Here is a 14,338-nt window from a genome sequence, read left to right on the forward strand (position 1 = left end):
GTTACGGTTCATACAAAGCCCAGCTGATGAAGGAATATAAGGGTTATACAGATAGGACAGACAATACGGACGGCAAAAAGGTAAATACTGAAGAGATTTCCCTTTAACGTGCCACCATTGGTAAACTCATCATGCACAATCTGCTTGGGAATATACCAGCCAACAAACAGACAGGCAAGCATGGCACCTGAAGGCAATAGGAAATTAGCGGTCAGACGGTCGCAGAAATCCATGAGGGAGAAACCCATAAGCTTAATGGAAGGAATGGCTCCAACTGAGAGTGAGCAGAACACACAGATCAACATGGTGACGACGGTCTCTATCCATGCTGATTTCTGACGTGGGAGTGTAAATTCCTCTGTGAAGAAGGCTGTCCCTATCTCATGCATGGAAATGGTGGAGGTCAATGCCGCAAACACCAGAAGGGCATAAAACATGATACTAATCACATAACCGACGACAGGCAGGGCAGCAAATGCCTGCTGGAACACATTCGGCAACGTGATGAAAATAAGCGACGGACCACTATCAGGACTTACACCTACAGAAAAAGCTGCGGGGAATATAAGAAGTCCTGACAAGACGGCTATCAGGGTATCCAAGATGGCTATCTGTCCAGCAGAACCTAACAAATTTGTCAGTTTGGAGAAATAGCTGGCATAGGTACACAGGCAAGCAGTTCCCAATGACAGTGAGAAGAAAGCCTGTCCCAATGCCTCCAACATGACGCTACCCGACAATTTGGAGAAATCTGGATGTAGCAAGAAGCGTACACCTCCCATGGCTCCCGGCAACATACAAGAAGATACGACCAATACCAATAACAGGATAAAGAGCATGGGCATCAATAGTTTGGAAGCCCGCTCTATGCCCTTCTGTACACCACGCACCACTACCAGATGTGTAATCATGATAAAAGCGACACCCCAAAGCGTCGGTTTCAACGGATCACTGGAGAAGGTCATGAAATAATTCCTCACATAGTCAGCGTCTCCATTGAGTTGTCCGGCAATAGAAGCCCACAGGTATTGCAGGCACCAACCTGCCACTACTGCATAGAAACCGAGAATAATGGTGGAGGTAAGGATACCCAGGTAACCCACGAATTTCCATGGAAGTCCCTTCGACAGCACATCATAAGCCCTGGCGGCATTTGCCTGGGCATGACGTCCCACGATGAACTCGCTCACCATACCAGGGATACCCAGCAATAATATACATCCGATATAAAGGAGGATAAAGGCAGCGCCGCCATTCTCTCCTGCCGTATAGGGAAAGCGCCATACATTGCCGAGTCCGACAGCCGATCCCGCCGTGGCGAGAATGATACCCATTTTACTTCCGAAATTCCCTCGCTCCTTCATTTCATCCTTTAATTATTATTCCTTCCATTATTTCAGCAGTCCAAACTGGTGCAAGAAGATTACTAAGATGGCAAGAGGGCAGATATACTTCACCAAGAAAATAAAGATATAGAAAAGACGGATATACCTTCTGCTCCGCAAGTCCCCATTATTCGTAAACTCACCTCTCACGATATGATGAGGGACAAACCACCCAATGAAGATACAGGTCAGGAAACCAACAATCGGCAAGAATATCTGTCCTGTGATGAAGTCAAACCAGTCGAAGAGCGATTTTCCGAAAATCGTCAGTCCATCGACAGCTCCCATCGACAAGGAGCAGAAAGCTCCGATAACAGAGGTAGAGATAGTGACCACCAATGCCGCTTTCTTACGACTCATCCTCATCTCCTCATGGATAAATGCCGTGCTTACCTCATGGAGTGACATCAGGGAGGTCAGTGCCGCCAATGACAACAATATGAAGAAGAGTAATGAGATACAGTAGCCCACGACAGGCAAGGAGGAGAATGCCTGCTGGAAAACGTTCGGCAATGTGATGAAGATAAGCGACGGTCCACTATCGGGATTAACTCCTACTGAGAAAGCTGCGGGGAATATCATCAGTCCCGCAAGGATAGCCACCAGGCAGTCTATCAACGCTATCTGTGACGCCGACCTCGTCAGATTAGTTGTCCGTGAGAAATAGCTGGCATAGGTACACAGACATCCCATAGCGATACTCAACGAATAGAAACTCTGTCCCAATGCCCCTAAGAACACCTCCGCAGTCAGTTTCGACCAATCTGGCTTGAAGAGGAACTCAATACCCTTGTCGGCATTTGGCAGTATACACGAGGCACCTACAATGATTAATAATAATATAAATAAGGTAGGCATCAACATTTTCGACGCGCGCTCTATACCATTCCTCACTCCATGTTCAATAATCAAATAGGTGACACCCAAAATAATCACCGTCCATAACACTGGTTTGACAGGATCCGTCGATAACTCCGTGAAATAGGTCTTGAAATATGCAGGGTCACCCTGCAAATGTCCTATCAGCGATGCCCAGACATACTGAAGGCACCACCCGCTGACCACCGCATAATAGCCTGTAATCAAAAAACCTGTCAGTACCCCCATGTAGCCAATCAACGTCCATGGTGTACCCCCAGACAGTTTCTGATAAGCCCGTGCTGTATTCGATTGTCCGTGTCGACCCACAATAAACTCGCTGATCATACAGGGAATACCCAGTACAACCACACAGTTAATATAAATCATGATGAACACAGCACCACCATTCTCACCAGCCATATATGGGAAACGCCATACATTACCAAGTCCGACGGCAGAACCCGCCGTGGCAAGAATGACACCTAACTTACTCCCGAAATTCGCCCTCTCTACCATAATATCTTTCTTTCCGCTTGCAAAAGTATAAAATATTTCTTACTTTTGCATCCAAATAGTAAATAAATATGCGAAAAATCTCTCAAATTGCAAGAAAATACCCTTTCTCCATCCTTTGTATTACATTGATCTGGATACTCTCATTGATCCCCTTCTTTCCAGAGACACCCCTTGACGAAGTGGCTTTCATCGACAAATGGACACATCTCGTGATGTATGGCGGCACCTGTTCCGTCATCTGGATAGAGTATCTGCGTTGTCACACCATACTGGATAAAGGAAAACTTTTCCGTTGGGCTTGGCTTGCTCCAATCATTATGAGTGGTATCCTTGAGCTCCTGCAAGAATACTGTACGACTACCCGCGGTGGAGAATGGTTCGACTTTGCCGCCAACGCTACCGGGGTCACCTTGGGGGCTCTCTTGGGAATGTTACTCGCCTACCTCAAAATTTTCAATAAGAACCCTCGTCACGATTCCCTGCGCTGACACGAAATAGACACGGGGAATAATTGACGAGGCAAAAAGGTCATAGACATGACGGTCTGTTTGTGCTGAATAGGGAATCTCCAAACCATATTCTTCCCAAAAGGGAGCTACCAGCTCCTCCCCTTCCGCACGACTGATGGCAACCATCTGAAAACCAGGGTCGTCCTTATGCCGCAGATAATAATCGTTCAGCTCCGGTAATTCCCGTTTGCAGTCACCACATTTCGTACTGAAGAATACGATGACTGTCTCCCCTGTTAAATGACTGGTAGAAAATGTTGCGGGAGCACCATGATCCACAACACCGACAGAGAAGGAGGGCACATGATCCCCCACAACAATTCGCTCTACCACGTCATTATCCTCATTGATACTGCTACACCCCATCATCAAGAGGCATAGCAGCAGAGCATAAATGTTCCTAATAGTCTTCATCAACTATTTAACGATTATCTTGGCGATTTGTTGTTTGCCAACACTATTTTCCGCCTTGATAATATATACACCACCAGCAAGAGTGAAAGAAGTGAAAGTACCACAAGCATCATCCTGATACATTGTAGCACCATTCAGTGACAGGGCACGAACCTGACTGATTCCCTCCGTTGAGGTTACTATCACCTCCTTGCCACGAACACTGATCACGATACCCTTCTGTACGTCAGCAACCTCTTCGACGCCAGTCGTACCGCCAGCAAATGTCAAGAAGTAGCGACCATAGTCATTCGGCTGTATGGAGAAGGTATCACCCTCGTAGATTTGTTGTGTCTTACCATCCACAGCATCTACTACAAAGACATCACCATCTGTCAGTTGCTCGATATCCGAGAAGGTCACATCCACCATCTCATTACTTGCCGTACAGGTCACACCAAAAGCAATTGGTTTAGAGAGTTCCTTCACCTGGTTGATGCTTACGGCTTGTCCGTCAGCAACGGTATAAACCATCGGCACATCAGCAAGGTTAGAGTCAAACAACGTCTCCACACTTTTCTCTTCCTCACCTACCGATACAGAAGCCGCCGACTGTCCCCGGTTGCTTGAAGCAGTGAGGGTGAACTCACGGGAGGGAGATGCAATTTGTGTACCATCTACCATCATAGCATGGGTGAAAATCACCTTAGTTGCACCCGTCTTCACTTTGACGAAGAACGACTGCATCGGTCCTACCGTTCCTGTTGTCAAGGCTGTACCTGTATTATTATTCGTATAGGTCCAGTAGCCTGCTGTTTCCAGATTAGCACTGTTCCCACTGATAAAGGCTGCCATATCGATAGAACACAAGTACGGATTACCTACTAACTGATAGTTAGATGGAGAGGACTGTATATTGCTTACCAACGCATCAAACGAACCATCACCAGCCGAACGTTCCGTAGTACCATATTTCGTTCCATAGGTCACACCTGAAATATCCACTGTACCATCGGTCAACAGCTTACCAGTCGTCGTCTTACTTACATCCTGTGTTAGCTTGCCATCCGTTGGAGAAGTATTATCCCACTGATAATAGTCATAGCTAGTATCTGCTTTCGGTAGACGGATCAACGTCTTTGCCGTCTGGTCTTTCTTATGCGGACGGATAGCAAATGCCGTCCAAGTGCTGTAAGGAACTGTCACATCATTATAGCTGTGACTCCACTGGTTAAGCAAAGTACTTACACCACCGGGGATATTCGCACTATATTGAGTAGCACGCACATCATTAGTCTTGGTCTGCACAAAGACACCAGCCTGCGTCCATCCTTTCTGATAGATAGGATATTTCGTACGGCTATAGGTGAAGCCGGCAGCATTGGTCGTCGTAGAGAAATTGATAGGCTGGAACGCCTCAGAAGTTTGGCGACCATTATCCTCTGCTGTAGCAGAGACAGGTACATACATATCACCAGCATACGTATTCTGCAATGGAGTAGACATCAGCGTCCAAGCATTAGCATACAATTCCTTCTCCACCCATACCTTCTCGTATGTCAGGTACTGCTGGTTGAGCAACTCCGCATTCGGCTTCATATACAGTTCCTTTGCCCAGTTGCCATAGAACTTCTCGCAGTCATATACATTGCCGCTTACACTATGATCCTTACAAGTAATCTCCGTATAGCGTACCATCAAGTCATACTGGATATTGGACGTTGCCGCCGTAGTACCATCACCAGCTTTCATATCGTCATAGATACCATTAGTCACAGCATCTCCCAAATTAGCCAAGTTAGGAGCCTTCAGACCTGTTGGTATGGTGACATAACTGAATTTCATGGGCACGAAAGTATTCGGAGTAGTAGAGATACTCATTTCCGAATTATTCTTATATCCGTTAGGATGGGCAGGTGTCGCATGGTTATTTGCAGTAGCGGCATCAGTCACAGCCCCCTTGTTCAGTTCTGCACGTTCAGAACGTTTCCAGTTTGCGTCATCATTCCAGTTATTAGTAGTTCCTACCCATGTCACAAACTCCGGAACGACTTTCAACAGGAATTCTATTGTAGCATCACATCCGGTGTCGTCCGACTTTTTCACATTGAATGTCATCCTATAAGCGAAGCCTTCTCGGAACTCTACAGGTGTAATACCTGTGCCATGGAAATTGAGCGAGACATACATCTTGTTTCCTGTCTTACTAATTTCTGTTCCTTCGAAGATGGCAACCTTGTCGATATTGGCTGTTCCAACTTTTGAGTCAGAAGTTTGGTCTGCTGTACTCTTATAACCTAACAGTTCCAGATCACCAAGAATCTTCAGTGCACCGGTATTGGCTGTTGCACTCTCATCTGTCTTATAGGAATTGACAGGGATATGCAACAGGAACCCGCCCGTCGTCTTCTGCATGTTTGTCAACTGTTCCTTTCCTACACGTACCACGCGGATAGCATCAGGATAGGTAGTCACATCCTCAAAACCAAGGACAACAGAAGGACCGCCTGTGCCTGCAACAACTTTGAAGGAGAACTCCAACGGCGTACATACCTTAGACTTGATTTCGTTATCACTCGCATCCTTTCTTGGATTCCCGTCATTATCCGTCACTGTCAGTTCATCATCAACAGGTAGTGCTGAGATAGTATAACTAGTAGCCGAGATGGGAATTCCACTCATAATAGGAGAGCAAGCAAGGAACAATTTTCCTTCAGTTATTGCTTTTTCAATAACCGCATATAATTCCGGTTTTTCTGTCGCATAGGCAGATACCAACGATGTCTCTGCCTGATGAGTCATACCTGGAGGTGTGGTAAAAGTCGTCGTGGCAAAACCAAATGCTTCGTCATTGATAGGTACTGTCAGTTCAGCATCCTGCTTACCACGATAGTTCTTCAAGGCATCCGACAGATAATATTTTACACCACCTTGTGTCAAATAATAACTATTATAGTCATCAATAGAACCCAAGAAATAGTCATATCTTACTGACTTATAAGCCTTAAAGCCTGACACCTGAGTATCATCTGGAAGATTCAATGTAACGGACACATCCACTGTTGCTGTGGTAGCACCACATCCGATAGAGACGGTAGATTTATCATTGCCTGCACCATCATCCACAGACAGGTACATCTTCTTTGGCATGAATACAGGGCTGTAAACATCACAGGCATCGTTTTTGTTTCCCCATAGACTCTCATCGCTAGGAGCACCTGCTGTCAGGCTATAGACAGATACAAAGTACTGCTTACCCACTTCGATGTCGAATCCCCTATTGGCAAGTGAGAAATACAAGACACCGTCGTTTCCTGTGAAATAACCTTCAGTAAACGTACCCATCTCTCCTGGTATAGTAGATGGCAAGGTGGAAGGGATAGTCACCTCTCCATAATCTTTTCCACCATTCTGATAGAGGGTGTTAGAAGCATTCTCCGTAATGACATTACCGTCTTCATCCTCAACACGCCAGTAAATCTTCTGTCCTGTGTACGACTCGATATCCGATGCGTCAATATACAGATTCATCTTAGTATCCACGTCACCACAGTTATAGTTGCTCTGCTTGACTTTCAATTTCGTCGTACTGGTATAGAAGTTGATTTGATCGACACAGAAGTCTGCGCCATCCGTATTCTTAGAGTTGTTATCTATCTCAACGATGAAACTCTGAGAGGTTCCCGTCAGATTGACTGTTGACGGAATAGCACCATAGCCATAATACTGGTACCATTTCGCTTGTTCTTTAGTACCACCTTTAATCATTGCACTCCCTAAGGTACAGGCTACGAATGACATCACTAACTGATCTTTCTTTCCGTCTTTTGCCGTATACACATGGGCGACGACCTGCGGGGCTGTCTTACTTCCTTCGGTCACATCGGCAACAGCCATGGTGAAGTGAATCTCCGAACCGCGACATAGTGCCGCATCAAACCTCAGGTCTGCCATGGTACGTGCCTCATCAGAAGCGTCCACATAGAAGAAACCGCCATAGTCAGAGTCAACATCTGTATCACCATGCTTATAGGTATAGGTATAATCACGGAGAGTTGGAGTGCTTCCATAATACCACCGGTGATCAGTGCTTGACTCTGAAACCCCACTAAGGTTCATTGACTTCAACAGCACATAGTCACCATGTTGCGGAGAGAAACCTGTCCAATTATTGTTTTGACGATATTCATCAATGTCAGGATAACAGAAACTATACTGTGCCTCACTCCACTCTAACGGCATTTGAAGGATATTCTCGTCCCATGTCGTTGGTTTATTGTCGTTATCAAACTTATCAAAGTTCACATTACCTGCTGTCTTAAGATTCTCTTTCAGGTATTCATCTGTACGCTTCAACAAGTCTGCATCTTCTGTATTTCTCAGATCCAATACAGGAACGGCAGGCGCATCAATGAAACACAACTCATAATGTATTGCTGCTGCTTGTGAAGAGCCGCTCTTCAGATAACCTATCAGATGTATCTTCGCTCCTTTTGCTTCTGAAATAGTTTTCTTTTTTGTAGGATCTGATATCAACGTATATTGTTTAGACAAAGTACTGAATTGTGCATCGAAAATACGCTTATCAGATGACGCCACGGACTTTTCTCCTGTACTCCAAGGGTCACAATACCACAGTCCCTCCTCGTCCTCATAGTAAGCATACCAGTCTATTCCGTCACATTTTCCCGTGGTTGAACTTCCTGTATAGATATGATAATGACTTAAATCCGCTAACTTTGCACGCAAACTAAACTCGCCCTGAGTACCATTCAGCGCAACGACTGTCCTGCCATTATCCTCAAACAGGTTGAACATCGTATTCTTCAGACTCGAATATTTTGTACCTGACGCTAATGCTGTCTTCGCATTCTCAAAGGCATCAGCCTTTGCCTTTACCTCATCTGCACAAACTTTCGAATGACGAATTGTGAAGATATAGCGGACACTCAATGTCGGCTCGTGAATAGGAAGAACTCCTGTTCCGTCTGACTTGGCATATACTCCGTCATAGTATTTGCTGACATCACAGGCAATCACAGCCGTCTGGCTCTCCTTCAACTGGTTACCTAAGAAATCAACACCTATTTTACCATAAGTTGCTTTATCACTACTGGTTTGCTCTCTGTCAAGATTAAACCAGCCACGGTCTCGCGTACTACCGTTATCCAACGTCTCATCAAACGCAAAGAGATTGGTTCCCACTTGCTTCAGCAGAGAGGTATTTAGGTCTGTCATATAATCATACCAACGGATATAGGATGTCGGCTCCAGATTGTTACCTGTTCCTGTATAGTTCTGGAACGGCAATAACAATTTCACCTCGCCCGCAGCACCATCAATCACCAGTGTCGGGTCAACATACATATCATATTCTACAGTATGGACACTCTGGCGGATATCTTCGTTGACTGCAACACCTGTACTGGTAGCGTTGTTCCAGTCATACTGAACAGAAGGAGAGCCTACGGTGCCGATACGTCCATCCTGATAAGCAACCACAGAGGCGCTCTTCGTCATATAATCACGTCCTGATGCTCCCTTCGAGTGGATGAACTTCAGTTTGTCCTCCTTGAAGAAACTATAGATATACTGAATCTTGATATTATCCGGCTCCTGAGTAAGAGTTGTCCCATTATCCACGGCTCCAGTATTATCGTCAGTCATCCAGACAAACACCTTATAGTCAGACCAGTCACCACCTGTGGGCAGCGTGAACTTAATTTTCAGAATATCATCCACTCCTGTTTCTGTAGACAATTTTTTATTCCAATACAAACCTTGATCTGTCTCTTTCAAATGTCCTTTACCTGCGGTGACTGGGTCAAGCATCGTCTCCGAACCATTCACCTTCTCATAAGTGCCGTCTGAGTTTTTCTTTGCCACAAACCAACGGACATGGAAATAGTCGCCAACCAATGTTGCAAAGTCTGCCTTACCCATCTCCTTCACGAACTTATTGACAGTCTTGGTTTCATTCAATGGAATCACAACCTCTGTGTCAGTTGACTTCACTAAGACTTCTTTCGAGTGACTCTTCAACAAATTATCCAGATTACCGGGGAAGTCAGATAACTCTGTGAACTTGATGGTATAAATGAAGTCGTAATCTGACTCATAATAGTCTGTCACAGTTGCCGCACGAAGAGAACGTGACAACTGACTCGTTCCAATATGGGAATCCTCACCTTTATCACCAGAGAGACATACCACTACATGATAGTAATTAAACTGACCTTCTGTTAAAGTCAACTGGGCATTAGCAGGTAAGGTGATACCACTTTCATTATAGTTATAATAGCCATTCGCTGCCGTCTGGAAAGTCTGATAACCTGTCAAACCTGTCAAAGCTGTTGTTGGGTCAATCAATGTCCCATCTGTCTTTTCCAGATAGACACGAGCATAAGTAGGAGTTCCACCGATTTCTGTAGCAAACGCTGTAGTCGCTGCTGTCAAATCAATCGTCACTGTATTCCCAGAAGGCGTCAGTGTCTCACCACCCCGTTTGCCACCGTCCTTCAACTGACCCGTTTTCTCCGTCTTATCAATATAGACGGTATAGGTCATGGCAAGCATATTGGCATCAGAGGCATCATCGTCCTCATAGAACTCACAGATGAAGTGTGTATGCTTAGCGGCAAGTTCTGCAATTGTAGCATTCTTAGGGGCATAGAACTGTGGGGCAGCCCACTTCTCCCATGCCACAACACCAATATTGGCATTATTGGTCACTACAGCCTTATTGGCTTCTATCGTGAAGGGATTACTGCTCACATTGATAGACCAATAGTCGTTTACACGGCTATTTCCCATCAAGAGGTTTTTCACACCATTGTCATCCTTGACATACCACTGCATGGTATAGTGCTTCTGGTTCTTGGTAAGATAGCCTGTGCCTTTATTTGTCTCGATATCCGGGGAGGCAATCTGCATAGACTGCGGGCTCCACTCCACATTAGCCTCTGTATTCCATGCCGTCGCAGGATAGTTAAACCAAAAAGTGGTCTGGGTCTCGTAGTCTGGCTCGTAGGTCACGGTACCACTGGTGTTGACGGCTGTCTCCGCAGAGGTGACCATAATGACCTCATAGTTGTCCAAGTCAGCACTGCTACTGCTGAAGGTAACACTGCTGAGGCTCAGTCCTGAAGCATTATATACATAGTAACCGAGGGTGTTGTCTGTATATGTCTTGCCGTCAGTCACCGTCAACTTGTGGGCAGCGTCTGTAGCGTCAAGGGCAGTGCCGTCCTCATCCACGACATAGAAGCGAGCATATTTGGTGCCAGCAGGCAACGTAATATCAATGTCTTTCGTCACATCAGTGGCAGCGGCAAGCTTCACCTGTGTCGTGGTCTTCGTCATACCTGTCTTCTCCTGACCATTCAGCACATTCGTCAGAGATAGTGTATAGACAACGTTAGGTACAGCCAACGCATTGCCATCATCAGCTATCTTACAGATGATCTTGTAATCCTGCACATCCGCAAAACTCTTATTGGCAGGCGCATAAACTGCAGGATTACCCCATTGTGCCCACTGCTCCTCAAAGGTAGCGGCGGTATAAGTGTTCTGTCCTGTCAGGATTGCGACATTACTGGTCACCGCGAATGGTGAGGGCAGGTTGATAGTCCATGTATCGTCCTGTCGGTCCGAGCCAATGGCAAGTGGCTGCACATTGTCAGAGCCGTCTACAACATACCATTCTATCTTTTGCTCCTGCGCCAGATTAGCCCATGAGGTGCCCCAGTTGGTGGCGATGTCTGTAGTAGGAATAGATGAACTCATAGCTATCGCATCCCATGCCACCGTACCTACCTGATTCTTCGTCACTGTCTGGTTGCGGAAGGAATAAGTAAATACGACATCCCAGTCTGGTTCCTCTGAAACCACATTACCTGTGGCTGCTTTAGCAGCATCTGTAGAAAGCAGGCAGACGACCTGATAGTCTGGGAACTCGCCTGCTGAAGCATTCAGTTTTACAGTGAGACCAGAGAGGTCTAAGTCATTACCGCTATTATAGAGATAATTACCATAAATACCTTTTTGTGGAACCTGAGCAGCAGGAGTCACACCAGAGATCTCCAACAAAGTGGTATTCGTTTTCAGGTTCTCTGCCACTCCATTATGCAGTACATAGAAACGAGCGTACTTAGCAGCTGTGCCACCAAGTTTGGCTGTTGCCTTTGTAATATCCAATGTAAGCTGAGTCTCTGTCGTTAGGTATTTGGTGATGTCTGTGCCGGAGACACTTTCTGACTTAGCAGAACCTTCGAACACATCAGGTGCAGGAACATCCCATGTTATTTTAGTTAAAGTCGCACCATTCTGTGCTTGAACAACTAGTCCTTGATTCTCAAGTTGAGTTATCATTGCAGAATTCAATTCAAACTGAAGATAACCCGCAATATCATAAGCATCATCAGAAGAAGTATAATCATCCTTATCTAAAAATTTCTGATACGATAATGACGCTATATAAATATCACCTGAGGACAAATCACCATATACTCGTAATATTATTTCTGTAGAGGAACCAAAAGCGGCTGTTATATCACTGGCACTTACCTCTGCACGGCTACTACCTTCCCATATAGTTGTTTCTGCTCCCCACGCACTCCCCACACTCATCACAAACAGGGACAAAAGGAGGAGGACACGACGGGCGAGGCTCGTCGTGTTAAATGTTATTATGTTACTATGTCTAAAACCCATGTTACTATGTCTTGAATTCATCTGTTTCATTGACTTCATAATGGTCTTTATATCATTTTATATTCATACTCTAAGTATAGCAAGAGCTCATGGATGGTTATTAATAACCATGTGTATGACACACACGACGAGTGCCGAACATACGGCTGTACATCATCTGGTCTTTATCGAGAATCATGAGGACACGTGCTTTCATCTGACGAGTGGTACCGCCAGCCTTATGCAGTTGGATGGTAAACTCATGATAGACCGACTTGTCTGCTGCCATGGCAGCACCTGGATCTGCAATATAGCCGAAGATAAACGGCTGATAGTTAGCCAAGGCTGCTGGATCCCACCGAGGACCTGCTGCACCATCGTTCGGATACCATACAGGGAAACCACCCACTTCGTCACCATCTACAGGAGGATAGACAGTATAACCAGAGCGATAGAACGAGCCATCGTCTGTAGCTTCAGAACCTCCATATTGAGTATAGGTTTTCCATGAGGTAGCCCAATCGGTATCCAGTGTCCAATAGTCTGTAGATGGAGCTGTACCTGTACAGTCCCAATAAGCAATGGCAGTACCTGTGCTCATCTTCTTCACGACAGGCTGTAAGTGGAAATGCCCATAGTCGTGGAAGTTGATGGTATAGAGTCCGTCCTCCTCCTTCACGCTGGCTGGATAAACACCAATGGCAGGGAAGTCGTAAGGTATCATATCTAGTACGTAGTCATCCAACACGATAGGGATGATACGATAGTCATTGCGGGCGATATAGTTCCATTCATTAGCTACCCCGTCATCCTCGATTAACGCATAGCGATACTCACTGGGACTTCCGCCCTTGTCAATCTCCAAGGTCAGGAAGAAATGCCCATACGAGTTTGTAGGCACTGTACTCTCGTTCACATAGAAGCTGATTGTCTGGTATGTCGTAGATGACGGGTCACCTGTATTGGCTGGCACTACCACAGCTGAAGCTGGTGTCTTGGTACAGTCGCCTGTCCAATAATTTGTACCCAGTCTTGGTTGGATATCCTTGTGATGCGCAGCCATATCATTCTCATATGAAGTGCTGGGTAACATCTTGATATTATTATTATAATTCAGAGTCACATCAGACAGTGTTGCCGACTTCACAGTGATAGGAGCATCTGTGGCATTAAACAGACGGATCTCCACTTTGGCGAACATACGTACAACCACCAAGTCGACATCAGTATCACCAGTAATGTTTATTGTCTGTTTGTTACTCATAGGAATACCTGTGGCACCTAAAACGTTGGTAGCACTAATATTAAAGTCATTACCATTAATGCCCAATTCTTTAGCCTCTATGGTGGCAGCGTCTATCGTAGTCTCATTAAAGGTAACGTTATAGACATTATCGTCTACTGTCGTACCTGCCTCACTCATGAACGGATCATTAGAAGAATCATAAGAAGGGATTTCCTCTGGGCTAGGTCTATTGTTGTCACCATCCCCACTTTCATTACCAGTAGTAGGGTCGTTATCATTATCACCTCGCATCACCTGATCACCTTTCCCAAAACCCGTGATGCCCATCAACTCACATACCTTTGAGGGGGCAATATTGGCAAACGAATAGAAATCATACTCTCCATTCTCCAACTTTACCAAATCATCTATCTCACGGTCGGCAGTAGCAGGTTTAGCTACATGGATAAAAGCCACCTTATTGGTCGTTTTATTGACAGCAACCACCGTCCAGATATTCATCATTTCCTCCGTCGCTGCAGCATCGTCACTATAGGCACGCATCTGCATGGAAGGATTAGAACTGCCTGCCACTGAAAGATGGATGCGGACTTCAGAGAGTCCTTCCTGTGGATCTACAATTGGAGTCTCCCCCACATTAGCTGCATCGTCGCTGGAGCAAGCTGTCAAGAGCGACAGTGCTGCGACGAAGGCAAGGGCGTATGTCAATTTGAATCGTTTCATCATCATTGTATTGC

At 45.5% G+C, this 14,338-nt stretch carries 6 protein-coding genes; 1 reads left to right on the top strand and 5 read right to left on the bottom strand.

From position 1 onward, the window contains the following. Positions 1 to 8: 8 nt before the first annotated feature. Together BM257_RS01755 and BM257_RS01760 are read right to left on the bottom strand one after the other, a co-directional pair. Entirely contained in the window at positions 9 to 1,364 is a 1,356-nt protein-coding gene (locus BM257_RS01755) for a sodium-dependent transporter (RefSeq protein ID WP_092067610.1), read from the bottom strand. A 27-nt stretch (positions 1,365 to 1,391) separates the two neighbouring features. Continuing rightward, positions 1,392 to 2,762 (bottom strand): sodium-dependent transporter, encoded by a 1,371-nt coding sequence (locus BM257_RS01760; protein ID WP_092067612.1) that lies wholly within the window; start codon positions 2,760 to 2,762, stop codon positions 1,392 to 1,394. Positions 2,763 to 2,830: 68 nt separating this feature from the next. Here BM257_RS01760 and BM257_RS01765 point away from each other — a divergent pair, with 68 nt between their 5' ends. Next, positions 2,831 to 3,250, top strand: coding sequence for a VanZ family protein (locus BM257_RS01765; RefSeq protein WP_092067614.1), 420 nt, complete (start codon positions 2,831 to 2,833; stop codon positions 3,248 to 3,250). On the opposite strand, the gene BM257_RS01770 is transcribed toward BM257_RS01765, so the two are convergent. The 3 genes from BM257_RS01770 to BM257_RS01780 form a co-directional block, all read right to left on the bottom strand. After that, positions 3,194 to 3,685, bottom strand: coding sequence for a TlpA family protein disulfide reductase (locus BM257_RS01770; protein ID WP_143096705.1), 492 nt, complete (start codon positions 3,683 to 3,685; stop codon positions 3,194 to 3,196). The genes BM257_RS01765 and BM257_RS01770 overlap by 57 nt on opposite strands. A gap of 3 nt (positions 3,686 to 3,688) precedes the next feature. After that, positions 3,689 to 12,415: a hypothetical protein gene (locus tag BM257_RS01775; protein ID WP_143096706.1), complete on the bottom strand. Its 8,727-nt coding sequence runs from the start codon at positions 12,413 to 12,415 to the stop codon at positions 3,689 to 3,691. A 61-nt stretch (positions 12,416 to 12,476) separates the two neighbouring features. Next, the gene (locus tag BM257_RS01780; protein WP_092067620.1) at positions 12,477 to 14,330 is read right to left on the bottom strand and encodes a hypothetical protein; all 1,854 of its coding nucleotides are present in this window, start codon (positions 14,328 to 14,330) and stop codon (positions 12,477 to 12,479) included. Between the last annotated feature and the right edge of the window lie 8 nt (positions 14,331 to 14,338).

Source organism: Prevotella sp. tf2-5 (assembly GCF_900115435.1).
Lineage (GTDB): Bacteria > Bacteroidota > Bacteroidia > Bacteroidales > Bacteroidaceae > Prevotella.